Below are 21238 nucleotides of genomic sequence, written 5' to 3'. Positions count from 1 at the left end.
GTAAATTTAAAAGCAGTAATTCGAATCTCTCTTTTATAATGATTCTTAAAAGATTGCAATGTTAAGAAAAAAATCCGTTAAAAAAGTTCCGGATTGCAAAATTTGATTAAATTTGTGCCCCCAACTTTTAAACTGTTGAAAATTAACAAGAAAAGTATTAAAAAAATAAATATACTCATGATTAAAAAATTATCATTGATCTCTTTATTTACCTTGCTGCCTGCATCATATTATTATGCGCAGACAACAGTGTTTGCGTATCTTAAGGATGCGGAAGGCAAGCCTGTTGAGCAGGCAAGTGTAGATTTAAAAGGAGCAGGAAATGATGCAAAGGCAGACAAAATCGGATATTTCCAATTTACGGATTTGATGCCCGGACATTATCAGATTATGGTTACAAAACCCAATTTTGAAACTAAAGTTTTTGAATTTGATGTAACCAGTGATGAGAAAAGAAAAGATCTTGGAGTAATTACTCTTTATTCTGCACTGAATGGTGCAGATCAGGGGTTGGCTATCATAGAAGATTCCGGGGAAAGTGACGGTGGCGGTGCACAGCAAACTGCAACCGTAGGACTACTACAATCATCTCAGGATGTTTTCAACAGAATGGCAAGTTTTGATTTGGGACCCTACTGGTTTCGCCCAAGAGGGATTGACAGCAGAACAGGTGAGAATATGATTAACGGGGTTTCTATGGCTGCTGCAGATAATGGAGATGTAGACTTCAGTACCTGGGGAGGATTGAACGAAATTACCCGTTACCCGGAAATTGCAGCCAACCATGCCCCTTCAGAATATGCTTTCGGAGGAACTACCGGAGTATTTTATAAGAATACAAAAGCCAGCGAGTATAGAAAAGGAAGTCAGTTAACCTACTCTCTGACCAACAGAAATTATACCAACAGATTATCCTACAGGTTTTCATCCGGAATGAATAAGAACGGATGGGCATTTACAGGAATGATTGCCAGAAGATGGGCACAGGAAGGGATCCAGGATGGTACCGCTTATGATGCATACAGTGGGTATCTTGGTATTGAAAAAAAATTCAGTGATAGTCATACCATGACTTTAAATGCCATTGGATCTAAATATGCAAGAAGTTCCTCAAGTCCAAGTACTCAGGAAGTATATGACTTCAGAGGAGTTCATTATAACTCGTATTGGGGATGGCAGAACGGAGATAAAAGAAATGAAAGAGTGAAAAGAGGATTCCAGCCGATGATCCAGTTGCAGGATTTCTGGAAAATCAATAAAAACTCTCAGCTATGGACATCTGTTTCTTACCAGTTCGGTAAAGAGTACAGTTCAAGACTGGATTGGTACAGAGCCAATAACCCTTCTCCAACCTATTACCGTAATCTGCCAAGCTATTGGTTAAACTATACAAATCCATCACCGGAACAGGCTGCCAATATCGGAATTACGAGAGACTGGTGGACCAATGATGATCAATCACACACACAGATCAACTGGGATAATCTTTATAATGCCAACCGAAATGTAGAATACAATGCATTATTGGGCGGAAGAAGAGCCGCTTATTATCTCGTAGATGATGTAAAAGACGATAAAGTTTGGAATGTATCTACTCACTATACTTATAACTTCACGGATACTTCCCGTTTTATCTTAAACTTATCTTACCAGAATTACAGATCTGAACAGTATAGAGAAGTAAATGACCTTTTAGGTGCTGATTTTGCCCTGAATATGGATCCGTTTGCATCCAATACGAATGCAGGAAGCGTTTGGGGAAAATTTAATACGAGAGAAAGCGATACAGATGTTGCTAAAAGAGAAGGCGATAAAATCGGGTACAGCTATATTTTCAGAAGACAGGAATTCAAAATAAACCCTGCTTTCAAATTCTCTACAGGAAAATTTGATGTTTTTATCTCCGCATTATTCGGATATACAACAAACAGCAGAGAAGGATTATTCCAACATTATCTGTATGAGTCTTCTTATGGAAAAGGTGCAGACCAAAACTTCTGGAATGCAGGGGTGAAAGGTCAGGTTACTTATAAAATCAATGGTAGAAACTTCCTTGTTTATAACGGAGCTTACTTCTCACAGTCTCCTTTCTTAAATGATATTTATTTTAATACAAGAGTAAGTGGTGTTACAACGCCTGGGATCAAGAATGTTGTTGTTGATGCCAACGATCTGAGTTATGTTATCTCTACTCCGATTGTTAAACTTAGACTGACAGGTTACCTTGTTAATACTCAAAACGAAACAAGCGTACAGAGATATTTTGCGCAAGGTGTTAAACTGACAAACCTTACGGAGAGCGGTGATCAGGCTCCGGTTCAGGATGGAGCTTTCATTACTCAGGTACTGGCAGGTGCAAATAAAAGAAATATGGGAATTGAGCTTGGCGCACAAGTAAAAGTAACTCCTACTTTAACAGCAAGTGGTTTATTAAGCTTAGGGCAATACACGTATACCAATAACCCTACCGTTTATTTCGCATCTGACGCTGTTGGAACATTCAGAGAGCTTGATGGGAACGGAAATATCGTATCAAGATCTTATACCAATATGGGGGAAGCAACACTTAAAAACTACAGACAGGGTGGAACGCCTCAGGAAGCATATACGCTAGGTCTTCGTTACAGCAGCCCTAAATACTGGTGGCTGGGAGCAACATGGAACTATTTCGGACATTCGTTCCTGGATCCGTCTCCGGTAACCAGAACCGCAAGATTCTATACCAATCCTAACACACCTGGAGTTCCTTATGATCAGGTAACTGATGAAGAACTTGCAAGAGTTCTTACACCTACAAAGCTTCCTTCAGCATTCTTCTTCAATGTCAATGCAGGGAAGTCCTGGATGATTGGTAAGTATTATGTATTGGTGTCTGCATCGGTTAATAACATCCTTAATAACAGAAATTATATTACAGGAGGATTTGAGCAGACCAGAAACGTTAACTATATTGATTATGCAAATGATTACGACAGCGGAAACATGGTATTCGCTCCTAAATATTGGTATAACCAGGGTAGATCTTATTTTGTTAATCTTCAATTCAGATTCTAAAAAACTAAAATTAAAAATCGAAAACAATGAAAAATATATATTTTAAAGCGGCGATCTTTAGTGCTATTTCAATGCTGGCATTCTCGTCTTGTGTGAAAACTGATGATTATGAGGTACCGGAAATCAAATGTAACAACAAATTTGCAGCGGCTAATCATCAGTTATCTGAGATTACAACAATTGCCAAAGCAAAACCGGGTGAAGCCGATATCATTAAAGAGGATTTCATCGTAGAAGCTTATGTCTCTTCAAGTGATGAATCTTCAAACCTTTACAAAATGATGTTCCTTCAGGATAAACCTGAAAACCCAACGCAAGGGATTGAAATTGACATCGATGGCGGAAATCAGTATCTTGATTATCCTATTGGAGCTTTAGTAAGAATCAACCTGAAAGGATTGATCGTTCAGGGAGTTAATGGAAACATTAAAGTAGGTTCTTATGACCCTAACTATCCTATTGGAAGAATCAACCCTAATAAATTATCCAATTACATGGCAAGAGTTTGCGATGGACAAAAGCCTGTAGTAGCTGCAATGAAGCCATTAGAGTTCAACTCTATCTCTGATGCTCTGAAGAATGGCGCTCACATTAATCAGCTTGTAAAAATTAAAAATGTTCAGTTTGAAGAACCTGAATTGACGAAAAGTTTTGCTGACGAATCAGCTACGGGTGATCGTTACATTACGGATAAAAAAGCAGGCAGATTAGATCTTCGTTTCAGTAACTACGCAACTTTTGCGAAATCTCCGATCTCCCCTAAATATGAAAAAAGTGGTGATATCGTTCTTCTTCTGAGCCGTTTTACAAGCTCAAGTAATGCAACAATTTTCACAGATCAGGCCTATATCAGAAATCTGGATGATATAAACTTTCCGAACGCGAGATTCACTCCAGGTGAGCCGGAACTTCCATCTGCCAATGCTGTCAATCTTTTCCCTAGCTCTGATTTTGAAAACTGGCCATCTTTCCTGTCAAGTTTAAATAGCTTTGGGCTTATGCCTTATGCATCTCAAGGTATTGGTTTGGGGTATAACGGTACAAATTCCCTTCAGATTAAAGGAACACCTGCCAATAACGACTATGTATTTACAGCAAATGCTGCGTCAGGAATACCAGCAACTCCAAAGAGAATTACAATGTATATTAAAGGTACTGCATCAGGAAAATCACTTTCTTTCAATGTATACAGAGCAACACCGTTGGCTCCTAATACATCTGCTTTCTATACATTCAATTTAGCAACATTCTCTACAGGTGCTACTTTAAGCCCAGAAAGTACGAATTCATATAACGGATCTATCAATACGAACGGACAATGGAGACTGATTGAGCTTACGCTTACAGGCCTTACCGATCTTAATACTACCGCTGGAAAACCAATGTTTGCCCTTAAAACAGGAAAAGACGGTGTGTATGATCTTCAGATTGATAACATCAAAATTGAATAAAACATTAGGATAAAATATATTCTGATACAATTTATAAAAATCGGGCAGCTTGAAAAGCTGCCCGATTTTTATTTATACGAGATTTTATCTGCGTTTATTTAACCGTAATTGTTGGATCCCAGTAAAAGTAACCGTATAGAATCTGTTTGTTACTGTCATTCGGATCTAAAATGTAAAGTCCAAACTGTACATAGAAATTCTCTGTTCCTGTAGCTTTTACTTTAGAGTCGATACTTGCAAAAGTAATATCAGCGCTGGCAGCAGGAAGACCGTTTTGAGAATTCAAATTAGGTACCGCAGCCTGTCTTCTTTCAACAGAATTGTAGATAAAGCTGTTAAAAACCTGATCTCCGGACCAGTATTTAATATTGTAGATAATGACAGCATCATCAGAGTTTTGGTAGATTGAAGTTCCTCTGAAAGAAACGGTGTCTCCGGCTCTTGCACTGAAGTTCAGATCGGCTGTACCTTGCCCGGAAATAGCATTGGCATTCGAAACAATCATATGCTGGCTGTTATGATCAATTCCTGTAGGATTATTAGGATCTGTACTTGGGCTTTTATAAGTATTTCTTACATAATCCGTGTCTATAACGATCAGGACATCAATTTCCTGACTGGACGATTTTAGTTCTATATCTTCCATGATATTTAGTTTTGTCTGGTGTTTTCTTACTCATATGGCTTTTCAGATTCCGCCCCGTTATTTAAGTGATTCCGGCTTCACATTGTTGGTTGTAATTACAATACAAATGTACATGGGTGAAAGTGAAAATGTTAGAGTGAAAATGCTGAAATTTAAGATTAGGTATTTGTACTTAATTAGTCCCTTTTGTGTGATTATTTTTCGGAGAATAAAAATACCCTGAAAAGTTCAACTTTCCAGGGTACCCATTTTATAATGGTTAAATCTAATTTTCGTTTAAAAAGAGACCTCGTTTACTTCTTTTCCTCTTTGGAAGTTCATTGTTTTCTGGCTGCCTTTATAAGCAATGTTTACCAGATTGATCTGCTTAGGAAAAGCGCTTAAAAGGATCGTATTTTTAATCTTTAAGGTGCTGATGTCCGAAACGCCTCCGGCTTCAAAATACACCCATACAGTTTCTCCGCTGACCTGACTTCCTGTGAAGGTAATCGTTTTAGGAGACCCATTGACAAATACATCAAAATTATTGTTCACATATTTTTTTACCTCCGCTTCAAATCCTGCCGTATTAGGGTTTATTTTAATAGCATCAGAGATATGGCTTGTATTCATTTTTGTGGTAAACTTCAACGTCTTGCTTCCATCAATATAGTCAACTTTGGTCATTGAAGAGAAAAAGTCTGCATACATAAAACTCATTAACACAAAAAATGTTAAAATTCCTGATATATATAAAAGTTTTTTCATCTTAATTAATAGATTTACAATCATAGCTGTTTGTTATAAGTCACAAATAATATGCCAATTAAAAATTTACATTCACAGAATATTTATCATAGAAGGCTTTAATATGCGCTACAGCCTCGTCAGCAGTGTCTACCACACGATAAAGATCAAGATCATCTTCGGCAATCATTCCTTCTTTCAACAGCGTTGCCTTAAACCAATCCAGTAATCCTCTCCAGAATTCACTTCCCACCAAAACGATTGGGAATCTTCCAATCTTATTGGTTTGAATCAGGGTCATCGCTTCAGTCAGTTCATCCAATGTTCCAAATCCTCCGGGCATTACTACAAACCCCTGAGAGTATTTTACAAACATTACTTTTCTCACGAAAAAGTAATCAAAATTCATGGAATAGGATTTATTGATATAGGGATTAAAATGCTGTTCAAAAGGGAGATCAATATTAAGTCCTATAGATTTCCCTTTGGCATTGAATGCTCCTTTATTTCCTGCTTCCATGATACCCGGACCGCCTCCTGTAATAATTCCGAAACCTAGCTTGGTGATTTTTTCAGCAATATCTACTGCCATTTCATAGTATTTGTTCTCCGGCTTCAGTCGGGCAGAACCAAATATAGAAACACATGGGCCAATCTTAGCCAGTTTTTCATAACCATCTACAAATTCAGCCATGACCTTAAAGACCATCCAGCTGTCTTTGGTGATTGTTTCGTCCCAGGTTTTCTGTCTGAAACTGTTGTGCAGTTTTGTTTCGTTTATGTCAAGTTCTGGATTTACTAAACTTTCATCCCTGATTCCATCAATTTCCATTGTAAAATTTATTTAAAATGTTTTTCAGCCTCTATTACGGACGAAGGTCTTCCAACGTCAATAAGAATACTGTCGTGTACAAAACCATGTATATGTTCGGTCTGCATCAGATCCAGATATTCTTCCATAACAGAGAATTTGCCTGTTCTTTTTATTTTTTCAAAGATGATAGGATTGATACAATGAATTCCACTGAATGCAAGGGGTCTGAATCCTTTGTTGAATTCTGCAAGCCTTTGTTCTCCGGTTTGTACATTCAGCCAGCCTCTCAAAACCATATCATCATTGAAAAGGAGTTTTCTCGAACTTTCTCTGTCCGAAACCGCTAAAGTAGCAAAATCTTTTATCTTTTTGTGGTAGTCTACCAGTGCATTGATATTCAGGTCTGTTAGAATATCAGCGTTCATGATTAAAAAATCTTCTCCGTGATCAAGAAATTTTCTTGCAAATATCAAGCCGCCCCCTGTTTCCAGAAGTTCGTTGGTTTCATCAGAGATATCAATCTTACATCCGAAATTACTGTTTTTATTCAAAAAATCGACAATCTGATCTCCAAAATGGTGAATATTAATTACAAAATCAGTGATTCCGAAACTTTTCAGGTATTTGATATTTCTTTCCAGAAGCGGAACTTCATTTACCTTTGCCAATGCTTTTGGGTGATGATCTGTAAAGGGTTTCAATCTGGTGCCTTTCCCTGCTGCGAAGATTAAAGCTTTCATTTTTTATAATTGATAAATGGTAATTGATGAATGATAATACTTTTTATCATCAATAAATGACAATTAAATCATTTATCAATGATCACTTATCATTTATTGATTCAGTTGCGGCTGTTCATCGTGATGAAGAGTAACCTCAGTTCCTTCAGGATATTTTTCTTTGATAAATTCTGCAATTTTTATAGCGGAATATACTGATCTGTGTTGCCCGCCTGTGCATCCGAAATTGATCTGAAGATGTTCAAAACCTCTTGCAAGGTAATCATCGATATTGATGGAAACAAGAGATTTTACCAGTTCTAAAAACTTTGGCATTTCCGTTTTTGTTTCCAAGTATTCCTGAACTCCTATGTCATTTCCGGTCTGGATTTTATATTCTTCAATTCTTCCCGGATTTAAAATTCCACGGCAGTCAAAAGCGAAACCTCCGCCATTTCCTGAGTGGTCTTTAGGTATTCCTCCTTTTTTGTATGAAAAACTGTGTATCTCGATGTTTAGCATATTTTTTATTTTTAAACCATTAAGGCTTATTTAGTGATGTTGAAGTGTTTTATTTCGTTTCTGTCAGTCTGAGCGGAGTCGAAGACTTAGTTATTTAATATTTCCTCAATTTTTTGTTTTGCCTTATCAGACGTTAACTGCTGAATTACTTTTTTTAGTTCAGGGTAATCCTTCATTGAGTCCCAGGAATTTGAAAACTGTATAATATTCTGGATCCCTTTTTCCAGGCTGCCCAGGAAATGTTGTTTCCTCTGAATCAGGCCCCGGAATCCGTAGGCTCCTAAAACCTGTAAAAATCTCATCATTTGAATAGGCATCACTGCATTTCTTAACTGAGTCTTCGTTTCAGGATTTTCAAAATGCTCAATATAAAAATCCAGCATTTCCTGTTTGAAATCTTCCGGGAAATTGGCCTTAGCCTGAAAAAGAAAAGATATGACATCATATAGTAATGGTCCTTTCATGGCCGATTGATAATCGATGAAAGAGACTTCATTCTTTTCATTCACCATGATATTTCTTGCCTGGAAATCACGGATCATAATTCCTTTAGGTTCAATATTTTCAATAAAAGCTGCAATTCTTTTGAATTCTTTCAGAAGGGTAGATTTGTTGTATTCAAGTTCCAGAAAATCGGCAACGAAATTTTTAAAATAGTAAAGATCATGAATCACGGGAAGTTCATCATAACTTTCGTATTCAAAGGTTTTTGAAAAATCAATTTTTCCCTGTGTCTGCATCTGCATCTGGAAAAGCTTTTCTAAGGTTTGCTGTACCAAATGTCTTACAGTGGGAGACCGCTGCTCTTTGGTAATCACCTCAGAAAGAGTATGCTGTCCTAAAAATTCCTGGATGTACATTTTCCTGTCATCTGAAACAGCAAAAATGTAAGGAGTATTAAGATTTAGTTCTGAAAATACTTGGGAATAGTAAAGAAAACTTTCGTTTTCCGGGATATTTTCATTGTACGTGATAATGTATTTCCCGGTACCTGCAGTGGCCAGAAAATTTACCCTCGCAGAACCGCTTTGAGCTAATGTGACGAATTCAGAAGATTTTTGACCTAAATGGTTTTCAAAAAATCGTTTTGCGTTTTCAGAAGTCATAATATGAAAACAAATATACTAAATTAACATGAGTTGGAAATCATAGTTTAAAGAACCGATCGATTAGGGTTGAAGAGTATGATAATTGAGTTGTATAATTTTTTTTATTAAATGTTTTTGTGAAAAATTTTCAGAATTGTGCCTCAATATTGTAAAATTTACTTTTTGGGTTTTAACTTTCTTTATTCAAATTCAGTATATTACAGTCTAATTTTTATCTTTGCACTATGCTGAAAGACTTTAAGCCTGTTTTAGGTATTTTATTGCGTTTTATTGTTATCTACCTGGTATTGCTTTTTGCCTATCAGTTCTACCTGAACAGCGGTAAAGATTCCGGGTTGGATGCTTTTTCAAGGATGATTGCCAATCAGGTAATGTCTCTCCAGAATGCGATAGGATACCCTACAGAACTTTATAATGATGTAAAGAATGAGCAGGTTTGGTTTTATGTAAAACAGAATTATGTGACGAGAATGGTGGAAGGATGCAATGCCGTTTCTGTCATCATTTTATTTGTGTCTTTTGTTTTTGCCTTTTATAAAGGAGTGAAAACCTTTGTTTTTGCAGGAGCAGGATTAGTATTATTATACATTATAAATCTTTTGAGAATTGTAGGGTTAAATATCGTGATGTCCGACTATAAGGAATATGGTAAAATGTTTCATGATTTCATTTTCCCTGCTATTATTTATGGAGGCGTTGTTTTACTTTGGCTGATCTGGATTAAATTTTTTGCTTTAAAATATGAAAATTCTTAGCTGGGTGTTGGTTATCGCAGGAATCTGCGGTTTGATAGGAGTAAGAGTTCTGGAGGATACCCTTTTTTATGATCCTTTCCTAGGCTATTTTCATGAAGCGAATAAAAATATTGAATTCCCTGCCTTTGAATGGGGAAAACTGATTGCCGGACATGTGCTCAGGTTTATTTTAAATCTTTTTTTTTCCTGCCTGATTATTTACGGTTTATTTAAAAATAAAGACTGGACGATACAGGGAGTAGTGTTAATGATTGTTGTATTTTCCATTACATTTCCGATTTACCTTTACTGTATTCACAGCAAATTTGAAATAGGATATCTTTTTTCTTTTTATATGAGAAGATTTGTGATTCAGCCGTTGATTATACTCTTGATTGTTCCGATGTTCTATTATAGAAAACAGGTGATCAGTAAAGAAAGCTGAGAAATTAAAAGCGATTTGCTTATTCTCCTTCAATGATTGTATGTTTATCCACACTGGTAACATTTTCCGGAGTCCATTCTACACGTTTGATAAAATCTTTTTCGCGGACAGGACAATCTTTGATCTGACATACCGGACACGAAATAGCTTTACAGTCGTCCATATGAAAATTAAACTCAATAGTACGTTTAATATTTTCTGCAAGAAGAATAATGACTTTTTCCATTTCACCATGGGCATCGCGAAGATCATAATACCAGGGAAGCGTAATATGAGCATCAATGTGAAGAGAAGATCCGAATTGCTGGATTTTCATATTATGTATATCAATCCATTCTACATGCCTGTTTTCCTCAAGGATTCTAATGACCTGATTGAGTATTTCAGGATCCTGTTCATCCATAATACCGCTTAAAGATTTTCGGACTATTTTATAGCCTACAAATATGATGTAAAGTCCAAAACTTAATGCTACTACGGAATCCAGCCAATAGATTTTAGTGAAATAAACAATGATTAAACTGGCCACTACTCCAAGGGTTGTAATAGTATCTGACTGAAGGTGTTTACCGGACGAAATAAGAACCAGAGAGTTCTCTCTTTCTCCTTTTTTTATAGAGATATATCCCAGCAGATAATTAACAACTGCAGTGGCTGCAATAATCCATATCCCAAGATCAATTTTACTTAGCGTTTTTCCTACAATAAGACTATGGATTCCTTCATAAATGATCATCACGCCGGCAATAGCGATAAGTGCACCTTCAATACCGGAAGTCACGAACTCTACCTTTCCATGACCGTAAGGATGATCTTCATCTTTAGGTTTGGCGGCAAGGTGGAGAGAATATAATCCCATGAATGCACTGATAACATTAACGATACTTTCCATGGCATCGGAAAATACAGCATCAGAATTGGTAAGTTTCCAGGCAATAATCTTTCCGATAAAAAGAATAACTCCAAATACGGCAATAAGTTTCTGGAATCCTATTTTTTCTTTGTGGGTATTCATATAGAGTTTGATAAAAAAAAGAATCTCAATTTTGAGACTCTTTTTTATTTTGTTAGTTTATACTAAGTTGTTTGCTACAAGGTATTCTGCAATTTGTACAGCGTTTGTTGCTGCTCCTTTCCTCAGATTGTCTGCAACAATCCAGAGGTTGAGCGTTTTAGGCTGTGACAGATCTCTTCTGATTCTTCCAACGAAAACCTCGTCTTTTCCTTCAGAGTACAGCGGCATCGGGTAGTGGTTGTTTTTTACATCATCCATTACAATAACACCAGGAGTTTCAGATAAGATTTTTCTTACTTCATCCAGTTCGAATTCATTTTCAAATTCAATGTTTACACTTTCAGAATGCCCTCCCTGAACCGGAACTCTTACAGCAGTTGCTGTTAGGTTGAAGGTATCATCTCCTAAAATCTTCTTAGGCTCCTTCATCAGTTTAATCTCTTCTTTGGTGTAATCATCATCAGCAAATACATCACAATGTGGTAATGCATTTTTGAAGATCTGATAAGGATATACTTTTTCAGTAGAATCATCTCCGCTTATTTCACCGTTTAACTGGTCTACAGCAGCTTTTCCTGTTCCTGTTACAGACTGGTAGGTAGAAACGATTACTCTTTTTAAATCATATTTTTTGTTCAAAGGTCCAAGAACCATTACCAATTGGATGGTAGAACAATTCGGATTTGCGATGATTTTATCTTCTTTTGTTAAAACATCAGCATTGATTTCAGGAACGACTAATTTTTTGTCAGGGTCCATTCTCCATGCAGAAGAATTATCAATGACTGTTGTTCCTGCTTCTGCAAACAGAGGAGCGAATTCAAGTGAAGTAGAACCTCCTGCAGAGAAGATTGCAATATCCGGTTTGGCAGCTATAGCGTCCTTCATGCTTACGATGGTAAATTCCTTCTGTTTATACTTCACCTTCTTGCCTACAGATCTTTCGGATGCTACCGGAATTAATTCTGTTACAGGGAAGTTTCTCTCCTCCAAAACTTTAAGCATAACTTGCCCAACCATTCCTGTTGAACCTACTACAGCTACTTTCATTGATTTAATTAAAATTTAAGATTAAACTATTTATAAATTATAACACATATAATTTTTTTATCTTTTTAAGCCCCGAAGACTCTTGTCCAAGGGAATGCGAATGCGAATAAACCTACTGCAATCAATCCCATAATTACTACTCCTAAAGAAATAGTATCATTTGATTTTACTTTTTTGTTGACAATGGTCATCAAAACGGCTGCAATAAGCATAGAGAATGGATGTTCAACATATTGGAATCTTAATGCTGCATTTTTCATTACTTCTCCCATGTTTAATCCTTTGCTGAAAGTGGTGATCAGCATAATGATTCCCAATAAAAACTGAACATGAAAGAAAATCATCGTGAAAAGAGTTGTTTTCTTCAAAAACTTGTTCACTTTTCCACTGAAACCGAACATGGTAGCTAAAAGTGCGATAACAAATAATGTTACCAAAAGAATTTCAAGATACCCGAATCCTTTGTGGGCATTAAGTAAAATGTTGTAAAAATCCATAATCCTATTTTTTTTGTACACAAAGATAACAAAAATCCCGGCTCAAAGCCGGGATTGATATTGAGAAAATCTAATATTGTGATTTTATTAGAAGTTGAATGATAAGGTTGCTGCCCAAGTAGTTCCGAATCCGAAATAAGCACGGTTACCCGTTGCAATACCATTATACATTCTACCAGCTTCTTCATAAGTTTTTCCTTTGTCAGGATCATTGTTTGCTGTAATTTTATCAGTTCCGAAAATACTTGTAGCAGAATCAGAAATATAAATTTTATCAAACAGGTTGTAAACGTTAGCTCCGATTGTGAAGTACTGAGCTTCGTTTTGTAATCTGATTTTGTAAGAGAACCCTACATCAAATAAGTTGAAATCAGGTAATTTCAATACTCCTCTGTCTTGAGCTGCAATATTGGTAAATGTTCCAGCGTCAATGGTAGAATAAAGTTTACCTACATATCTCCATGTTCCAAAGATGTTAAGATCTTTTACCGGTTTTACAGTAAGTCCTAATGATGCAGTCATCTGAGGGATACTGTTGTTACTTGAACCTCCTACTTTTACTTTATCTAAGTATAATTCGTTTCCTGCTGATCCAGCTAAAGTAACAGGGTTGTTGTTGTCATCAAAAGAAGCTACACTAGCATTTCCTTTGTAATAGTAATCTCCCCAAGAGAACATCCCTTGAATTTCTAAGAAACGGTTTGGTTTGTAAACTCCATCGAATTCTACTCCCTGGTGAACCTCAGTAATACCATTGATTTCAGAATAACCTGTAGTCGTTGTACCGTCTGCTAAATTGAAAGTCTGACCTGTTTTTCTTAACCATCTGTCTTTCCACTGTGTTCTGTATACGTTAACGTTTGCTGTGAATTTTGCAGATCTGAATCCATAACCAACTTCCGCAGAAGAAATCTTCTCGTTCGTTAGATAAGGGTTAATAAGCTGCTGGTTACTTGGGTAAACAGTATTAAGGAATGGTTGCTTGCTGTAATAACCTAAGTTAGCAAAAACGTTATGTTGCTCATTAATGTTATAGTTAGCACCCCCTTTAATATTATATCCGAAAATATTTTTAAATCCTGTTTTCGTGTTGATGGTTTGACCTCTTAATGTGCTTCCGTCTACTACATAGTTATCAATTCTCTGGTAACCTTGATTAGATACGGAACCTTGTAAGAATGCAGATAGATTATTTTTAGTATATTCTACTTGTGCAAATCCACTGTACCAAATAACCTCTCCATCATTGCTATATCCTACCTGATCTTCAGCTGGAGCTAATTTTCCTCCGAAAGGATTCCACGAAAGTTTTTTGTAATCATAAAGTGCGTTTACTATTCTAGGTGTAGCGATGTTTTTGTTAGCCGCATCTTTATATCCTTTAGCTCCGTAAAGGTCTGTAAGCACCTGATAATGGTAACCGTAGTAGTATCTGTCGTCAGTACCGATTGAGAAATTCCAGTTATCATTAACTTTATGTTGGAAGTTTGCTAAAATACCATACCAGTTGTGTGAATTGATACTTGATCGACGAACAATCGTGCTTCCTGCACCTGCAGTATTTAAATTAACCGCTGCGTTAGCTGCAAAAACAGCATCATAGTTAATGTGTCCTGAAGCATCTGTAAAGCTGGCATCATTGATACTTTTATTTCCTAGTCGTCCTAAGTCACCTGTTCCACCACCTCTACCGTTAGACATGTATAATACTGTACTTAATTTAGACTTTTCATTCATTGTCCAGTCCCAGTTTAACATCATCACCGGCTTAGAATAGTAGTTGGCTCTGTTTGCTAAAGCTACTTTATTTCCGTTGGCATCTGTGTAATAACCAAAATCTGAATTATATCTTCTATATGGAGTCCCGTCATGATCTGGGTTATAGTTAATATAGTTTTGGATAGTCGGTGCAAAAGTTCTTTGATCGTGCCACTGAGGTGCAGAAGTAATTGAGAACTGTAAATTATGTTTTTTGTTGATTTCATAACCTAATGCAAAGAAATATGCATAAGATTCATAATCAGTATTTTCAATATAAGTACCTCCGGCTTGTCTGCTCATTAAGAATGATGCGGAAACACCATCCTTAGATTTTCCGGTATTATAAGCAAAAGATGTTTTTAAATAGTCATTGTTACCAACTCCTAATCTAATAACCCCACCTCTTTTCATGTCTGCAGACTTGGTAATGAAGTTCATTGTACCTCCTACAGAAGCAATCGCTAATTTAGATGATCCTAAACCTCTTTGAACCTGCAATGTACTTGTTACGTCAGATAATCCAGTCCAGTTTGAGAAATAAACAGTACCGCCCTCCATATCGTTTACAGGCATACCATTTACCATTACTGCAATGTTTCTAGACTCAAACCCACGCATAACAATTTGAGAGTCTCCGAAACCACCACCTCCTTTTGTAGCATATACAGAAGGTGTTGTGTTTAGTATTTCGACAAGTTCTTGGTTTCCTTGTCTTTCTAAAATCTGTGCAGCTTTAATAGTAGATACTGCAACAGGCGTTTTTCTATCTTTAGCGATATCTGTAACACCTCTTAAGATTACCTCCTCAATGTCCTTAGATTTAGTTTTCGTAGAATCCTGAACCTCCTGAGCGTAATAAACACTAGCTGTAGATAAAGTAATAACCGCAGTTAGTATTGATTTGTTGATTAATTTCATAATCGTTAGTAATAATTAGATTTAATTTTCTGCAAAATTCGCAAAATAAAATTTAACTATTATTAACTCAATGTTAATTTTTAATCAGTCTTAATAATGTTAATGTGTTAAAAATCAGTATTATGGCTAAAAATTGAATTTTTGTATGAAAAAAGTCATGTTATTGAATTTTTAACAAAGTGGGGGTGTTTTTGTTAAAAATTCAACGCTATTTCACTGCTTTGAGACTCAGATCTATATTCTCAGCAGAGTGTGTAAGGGCTCCTACAGAGATGTAGGTAACGCCTGTAGAGGCAATTTCTTTCAGCATATCGCGGGTAATTCCACCTGAAGCTTCAGATTCACAAGAACCGTTGATCATTTTTACAGCTTGCTTCATCGTTTTTACATCCATATTATCTAACATGATTCTGTCCACCTTTGCATTGATTGCTTCCTGTACCTCTTCAAGGTTTCTGGTTTCAACCTCTATTTTTAACTTTTTCTTATTCTTTTTAACGTAATCCTTTGCCATTGCCACAGCATTAGTAATGCTTCCGTTGTAATCAATATGATTGTCTTTCAGCATGATCATATCATAAAGACCATACCTGTGATTGGTTCCTCCGCCTATGGCAACCGCCCATTTTTCACACATTCTGAAGTTGGGCGTGGTTTTTCTTGTATCTAAAAGTTTAGTTTTTGTCCCCACCAATCTTGAATCCCAGTCATGAGTAAGGGTGGCAATCCCGCTCATTCTTTGCATACAGTTAAGAACAAATCTTTCTGTAGAAAGGATAGATCTTGCACTTCCTGTAACAATAAGGGCTACGTCTCCGAATTTACAGGGAGTTCCATCTTTAATAAAAATTTCAACTTTTAGGTTTTTATCAAAAGTGTTGAAAATAATTTCTGCCAGCTCCACACCTGCAAGAATACATTCCTGTTTTACCAAAAGCCTGGCGCTTTGTACAAGGTCCTGCGGAATAGTAGACAGCGTAGAGTGATCACCATCCTGAATATCTTCTTCAAGGGCGTTTTTAATGAATATCTTTAATGCTTTATCAGTTACGTATGCTGGTCTTTTCATTGTGTGATTTCTGTTAGGCTAAATCTTTATTATAAAACGCTCCCTTATTTTCTGTCATTTCCATAGATTGGATAATAATAAGGTGGGCAACGGTTGTTAAGTTTCTTAATTCTGATAATTGTGGGGACAAAATAGAGTAGTGGTATATTTCATCTACGGCAGCGGCAATCTCCTGGTGTTTCTGAAGTGCCATATTCAGACGTCTGTTACTTCTTACAATACCTACCAGATCGCTCATCATTTCCTGCAGCTGTTTTCTCAGATAGCTGACGATGACCATTTCGTCCATGATTTTCATTCCTTCTTCATCCCATTCCGGAACGGCTTTCAGATCATCAAAGTTGAAACTGTTTTCATTCAGGAGGTCTACTGTTTTCATAGCAGCATTATGTCCGAAAACCAAGCCTTCAAGCAACGAGTTTGAAGCAAGTCTGTTGGCACCGTGAAGTCCTGAGTTGGTACATTCTCCTACTGCGAAAAGATTTCTGATGGAAGACTGTCCGTCTCTGTCTACTTCAATCCCTCCCATGAGATAGTGGCAGGCTGGTACAACAGGAATCAGCTGAGTGAAAGGATCAATTCCTTCGTCTTTACATTTTTTATAAATATTCGGGAAATGTTCTAAGAATTTTTCATGGTTCATTTCCTTGCAGTCTAAGCCGACAAATTCGTCTCCTGTAATTTTCATTTCAGCGTCGATGGCTCTTGCAACGATATCTCTGGATGCTAATTCTTCACGTTCATCGTATTTATGCATGAATTTTTCGCCTCTTTTGGTTCTTAATTTGGCTCCGTCTCCACGAACTGCTTCTGAAATTAAGAACAACATTCCATCCATTTTACTGTACAAAGCTGTTGGGTGAAACTGGTAATACTGCATATTGGAGACCTTTCCTTTAGCACGGGCAACAAAAGCAATTCCGTCACCGGTTGCAATCGTGGGATTGGTTGTATTTTTATAAACATGTCCGGCACCTCCTGTGGCAACCAGCGTTATTTTAGAAGTGATTTTTTTGATGGTTTTGGATTTTTCATCCAGAATATAGGCACCATAACAGTGGATGTCGCCTTCATTAAGTTCTTTTCCCGGAACATGGTGCTGGGTAATGATGTCAATCACATAATGGTGGTCGAGGATTTCAATGTTCGGGCTGTTTTTGACTGTTTCCAATAAAGCCCTTTCAATCTCAAATCCTGTGATATCTTTATGATGGACGATTCTGTTTTCAGTATGGCCTCCTTCTCTGCCTAAAGCAAATTTGCCGTTCTTCATATCAAACTGTGCACCCCATTCTACAATTTCATTGAATCTCGCAGGAGCTTCTCTTACCACCATTTCTACGACATCACGTTTATTTTCTCCGTCGCCGGCACGCATGGTGTCGTCAATATGTTTTTGGAAATTGTCATTCTGAAAATCTGTAACGACAGCAAGACCGCCTTGTGCATACTTGGTATTGCTTTCGTCTTCATCAGATTTGGTTACAATAATGATTTTGGCATCAGGGTGCTGTTCAGAAACTTTAATGGCATAGGAAAGTCCGGAAATGCCGGAACCGATTACTAATACATCCGCTTTTATCATATGCTGGCTTTAGGTACAATCGTTTAAAATATTAAATAAATTTAAACAATTTTTCGTTTGGTTTTCTTACTTTTTTCATGTGCTGGAAATGATCTTCTTCAGAACGGAAACCTAAAGCGAGGGTAACAGTTACTTTTTCTGTTTCAGGCTCGATATTCAGAATTTCTTCTATAAGATCCTGGCGGAAACCTTCCATAGGACAGGAATCTATATTTTCAATAGCTGCGGCATACATAAGATTGGCCAATACTATATAAGACTGTTTTTCTGCCCAGTTGAAAATTTCATCCTGTGTTTTTTGTGTAATATGCTGATTAATACTGTTTCTGAAGGGGGCCAGTGTTTCCATAGGAGTTTCTCTTACTTCAGAAATATGATTAAAATAACCCCGGATATAGCTCTCTTCAATCACTTTCTTTGAAATAATGACAATAAGATGAGAACAGGTGGAAATCTGAGATGGATTATAGAAAGCCGGAATCAGCTTCTGCTTCATTTCCTCACTTTCAACAATCACAATTTTATAAGGCTGAAGTCCCAGCGAACTGGCAGACAGCTTTCCTGACTCAAGAATGTTGTGAAGGGTTTCCTGAGGAATAATCTGATGATTGAATTTTTTTACAGAATATCTTCTGCTTAAAGCTTCCAAATAATTCATAGGACAAATTTAAGAATTGAATATGAATAAAGTGTCTTTAAAATGAAATATCTCCTCCTTGTTTATACAAAAAATCACCCCGGCCTGCGGGGTGATTCTTTTGATGTGATGGAAAGTGTAATTATTCTCTGTTTTTTACAACAATCCAGCCTGAGAATTTTATCGGAGTACTGTTTTTATTATTTTCATTCCACGAAACCGAATACCAATAGTTTCCTGTAGGGACTTTTTTATGTCCATTGGTAGTTCCTGCCCATTTGTAGCCATTGGTTTTATCTGCTTTGAACATTTTATAACCATATCTGTCAAAGATGGCTATTTCCAGATTTTGTTTGTTAGCTAATGCAGAGTAATCAACAAAATCATTAATGCCATCATCATTAGGAGTGATTATATTGATCAGGTTAGGGACTGTAATATTGACTTCCACAGGAACGCAATTATAGCCGTCTCTTACGTATACTTTAGCTTCTCCTCTCGCAATATTGGTAAATACATTGGAGTCCTGCCAGTTGATATTATCCATAGAATACTGATAAGGAGGAGTTCCGCCATTAGCATATATTGTTACCGTACTTCCTGAAATGTCAACTGTTGTAATAACCGGATTATCGGAAGGGTATACTGTTACTTTCTGTGTTGCAATACAATCTCCGGTTTTAAGTTTTACCCAGTAAGTGCCTACTCCTACATTTTTGATAGACTGAGTAGTAGCTCCTGTGCTCCATTCGTAGCTTTTGAAACCAGCTCCTGCATCTAAAGTAGTTGTGTTTTCTATACAAATCGTCTTGTCAAGCAAAGTTCTTGAATAAACAGGAGGGATAACAGTTAATGTAACTTTAGCAATAGAATAACATCCGTTTGTACTGAATACCTTAATATAAGCTACTCCATTGGGAGCAATATATGCTGCCGGCGTAGAGATTGCATTAGTTCCACTGATGGCATCCGTCAACGATGGATAGTATTCTTTTGTAAGCCCACCCTGGGAAACTACAGCGCCTGTAAGATTAAAGGAAGCCATAGATGGATTGGTTTCAATAAAACAGGATTTGAGTTCAACATCATTGACAACCACCACGGGGTAAATATTCAGTGTAATTTTAGACGTACTTACACAGCCCTGAGGTGTGGTTACTTTTACATATATTGTTGCTGCTGCAGAGGCATAGGCAGAAGGATTGGTTATTGGGTTAGTACCATTATTCAAATCGTACAGGGTGGGGTAGAATTCCTTGGTAACTCCGGCAACAGTTGTTACAGCTGCGGTATTGAGATCAAAAGTTGCTGTTCCTGCATTGTTGTTATTACATCCTGTAAGACTGGCATCTGTTGCTGCAAATGGAGTAGGGTTAAGCTGAATAATACCGTCGCCATTATCACAAAGAGTAGAAGTAGGATCCTTCACTACCACTTTGATGGTAGTATTTCCAGAATACTGGAAACTGGCAGGATTTGCGATAGGAGTAGAACTTCCCAATACATAATATGTGAAGATATAATTTCCCGGATTGTTTACAAATTGAGAATTATAAGAAGTAAGGTCTACTGTACCATTTCCGGTAGCAGGATTTGTACAAACGAACGGCGAGACCGTATTGCTTAAAATAGGAACTTTATCTACGAAAACTTTTACTGCTTTAATAGAATGTCTCGCGCTGGCACCTCCTGTTGCTGCGGAGAAGCCAAAATATCCCTGTGACATTCCCACGGCACCTCCGGAAGGAGCAAAAGACTGATCTACGATAAGCGCACCGTTTATTCTTACCTTGATGATCCAGTTTGTTGGGTTGGTAAGGTCTGTTTCTCCATTTACTTCAACGTGTCTGTAAGTATCTCCTACAAATGGGTTGGTAGCGATAAGGTCCGGAGAGTGGAATGTGCTTCCTGGAGTATTGTTGAATTCAATATTGTTACCTGTGGTATTATTAGTGCCATAAAGAATATGAACTTTGCTCATCTGGCCTTCAGTCGTATTGTTGAAGATATCAAAACCAACCATTAGCCCGGAAGCATTGGCTGGAATACCAAGCCCTCCTCCTGATACAAATCCTGTTGGCGGATTGGCAAGATACCAGAAGGTAAAACCATCTCCTTTTCCAAACTGTGTGGTTCCGTTTCCGTCAATTCTGAAATCGAATTCTACTTTCCATTTATCGCAATAGCTCAACGTAATAGGAGTGGATAATTTTACAGCCCCGTATCTGCTGGTTTGATCTGTGGTAAGTCTTACAAAATCTCCGCTTACGATAGCATCAGAGACAAGATCCCAGCCTGTTGTATTTACAGGGTTTCCGGTAAGCTGATACGTTTGTGAAAGAAACCTTCCCGGCAAGCATAATAAGATAGTCAGTAAAAAAATGAGTATATCTTTTTTCATAGTGGATGGATTATGATGTTATTGTTTTTTGATATAAAATCGTTTTTTTTGATGTTTAAATTATAGTGAGAAAGAAATATCTGGT

At 37.0% G+C, this 21238-nt stretch carries 18 protein-coding genes; 4 read left to right on the top strand and 14 right to left on the bottom strand.

All coding sequences use genetic code 11. The annotated features are described in order from the left end of the window. Positions 1-177: 177 nt before the first annotated feature. Positions 178-3054 carry a carboxypeptidase-like regulatory domain-containing protein gene (locus C8D70_RS04510; RefSeq protein WP_110366606.1) on the top strand — a complete coding sequence of 959 codons (2877 nt, stop codon included), beginning with the start codon at positions 178-180 and terminating at the stop codon, positions 3052-3054. Between the two features lie 26 nt (positions 3055-3080). Further along, positions 3081-4505, top strand: coding sequence for a DUF5689 domain-containing protein (locus tag C8D70_RS04505; protein ID WP_110366507.1), 1425 nt, complete (start codon positions 3081-3083; stop codon positions 4503-4505). 94 nt (positions 4506-4599) lie between these two features. Here C8D70_RS04505 and C8D70_RS04500 read toward each other — a convergent pair whose 3' ends face one another. The 6 genes from C8D70_RS04500 to C8D70_RS04475 all read right to left on the bottom strand — a co-directional run bounded on the left by C8D70_RS04500 (position 4600) and on the right by C8D70_RS04475 (position 9038). Continuing rightward, positions 4600-5151 (bottom strand): inclusion body family protein, encoded by a 552-nt coding sequence (locus C8D70_RS04500; protein WP_076596009.1) that lies wholly within the window; start codon positions 5149-5151, stop codon positions 4600-4602. Between the two features lie 276 nt (positions 5152-5427). After that, positions 5428-5898, bottom strand: a complete 471-nt coding sequence (locus C8D70_RS04495; protein WP_170872069.1) for a DUF6702 family protein — start codon at positions 5896-5898, stop codon at positions 5428-5430. A gap of 58 nt (positions 5899-5956) precedes the next feature. After that, positions 5957-6709, bottom strand: a complete 753-nt coding sequence (locus C8D70_RS04490) for a TIGR00730 family Rossman fold protein (RefSeq protein ID WP_076596007.1) — start codon at positions 6707-6709, stop codon at positions 5957-5959. An 8-nt stretch (positions 6710-6717) separates the two neighbouring features. Further along, on the bottom strand, positions 6718-7431 hold the full coding sequence (locus tag C8D70_RS04485; protein ID WP_110366506.1) for an NDP-sugar synthase: 714 nt from the start codon (positions 7429-7431) through the stop codon (positions 6718-6720). Positions 7432-7524: 93 nt separating this feature from the next. Then, positions 7525-7932 (bottom strand): RNase adapter RapZ, encoded by a 408-nt coding sequence (locus tag C8D70_RS04480; RefSeq protein WP_110366505.1) that lies wholly within the window; start codon positions 7930-7932, stop codon positions 7525-7527. Between the two features lie 86 nt (positions 7933-8018). Next, the gene (locus C8D70_RS04475; RefSeq protein ID WP_076596004.1) at positions 8019-9038 is read right to left on the bottom strand and encodes an aminoglycoside phosphotransferase family protein; all 1020 of its coding nucleotides are present in this window, start codon (positions 9036-9038) and stop codon (positions 8019-8021) included. Between the two features lie 227 nt (positions 9039-9265). Here C8D70_RS04475 and xrtF point away from each other — a divergent pair, with 227 nt between their 5' ends. Together xrtF and C8D70_RS04465 are read left to right on the top strand one after the other, a co-directional pair. Next, positions 9266-9796 carry an exosortase family protein XrtF gene (gene xrtF / locus C8D70_RS04470; protein WP_076596003.1) on the top strand — a complete coding sequence of 177 codons (531 nt, stop codon included), beginning with the start codon at positions 9266-9268 and terminating at the stop codon, positions 9794-9796. Then, a complete protein-coding gene (locus tag C8D70_RS04465) occupies positions 9783-10220 on the top strand; it encodes an exosortase F system-associated membrane protein (RefSeq protein ID WP_076596002.1) in 438 nt (145 codons plus the stop codon). The genes xrtF and C8D70_RS04465 overlap by 14 nt, the downstream gene beginning before the upstream one ends. A 19-nt stretch (positions 10221-10239) precedes the next feature. Here C8D70_RS04465 and C8D70_RS04460 read toward each other — a convergent pair whose 3' ends face one another. The 8 genes from C8D70_RS04460 to C8D70_RS04425 all read right to left on the bottom strand — a co-directional run bounded on the left by C8D70_RS04460 (position 10240) and on the right by C8D70_RS04425 (position 21153). Then, positions 10240-11235, bottom strand: coding sequence for a cation diffusion facilitator family transporter (locus tag C8D70_RS04460; RefSeq protein ID WP_110366504.1), 996 nt, complete (start codon positions 11233-11235; stop codon positions 10240-10242). A gap of 57 nt (positions 11236-11292) precedes the next feature. Then, the gene (locus C8D70_RS04455; RefSeq protein ID WP_047427247.1) at positions 11293-12285 is read right to left on the bottom strand and encodes an aspartate-semialdehyde dehydrogenase; all 993 of its coding nucleotides are present in this window, start codon (positions 12283-12285) and stop codon (positions 11293-11295) included. A gap of 65 nt (positions 12286-12350) precedes the next feature. Continuing rightward, on the bottom strand, positions 12351-12782 hold the full coding sequence (locus C8D70_RS04450; RefSeq protein ID WP_034691532.1) for a hypothetical protein: 432 nt from the start codon (positions 12780-12782) through the stop codon (positions 12351-12353). A gap of 87 nt (positions 12783-12869) precedes the next feature. After that, positions 12870-15461, bottom strand: a complete 2592-nt coding sequence (locus C8D70_RS04445; RefSeq protein ID WP_110366503.1) for a TonB-dependent receptor — start codon at positions 15459-15461, stop codon at positions 12870-12872. A 208-nt stretch (positions 15462-15669) separates the two neighbouring features. Then, positions 15670-16530 carry a carboxylating nicotinate-nucleotide diphosphorylase gene (nadC, locus tag C8D70_RS04440; protein WP_110366502.1) on the bottom strand — a complete coding sequence of 287 codons (861 nt, stop codon included), beginning with the start codon at positions 16528-16530 and terminating at the stop codon, positions 15670-15672. Positions 16531-16543: 13 nt separating this feature from the next. Further along, positions 16544-18115 carry an L-aspartate oxidase gene (gene nadB / locus C8D70_RS04435; RefSeq protein WP_076595998.1) on the bottom strand — a complete coding sequence of 524 codons (1572 nt, stop codon included), beginning with the start codon at positions 18113-18115 and terminating at the stop codon, positions 16544-16546. A gap of 31 nt (positions 18116-18146) precedes the next feature. Further along, complete coding sequence (locus tag C8D70_RS04430; RefSeq protein ID WP_110366501.1) at positions 18147-18773, bottom strand: NAD(P)H-dependent oxidoreductase; 627 nt, start codon at positions 18771-18773, stop codon at positions 18147-18149. A 121-nt stretch (positions 18774-18894) separates the two neighbouring features. Next, positions 18895-21153 carry a T9SS type B sorting domain-containing protein gene (locus tag C8D70_RS04425; RefSeq protein WP_110366500.1) on the bottom strand — a complete coding sequence of 753 codons (2259 nt, stop codon included), beginning with the start codon at positions 21151-21153 and terminating at the stop codon, positions 18895-18897. Positions 21154-21238: the final 85 nt, after the last annotated feature.

The organism is Chryseobacterium sp. CBTAP 102 (assembly GCF_003201365.1).
GTDB lineage: Bacteria > Bacteroidota > Bacteroidia > Flavobacteriales > Weeksellaceae > Chryseobacterium > Chryseobacterium candidae.
Note: the sequence above shows the minus strand (reverse complement) of the source record. Positions and strands in the feature narration are given on the sequence as shown.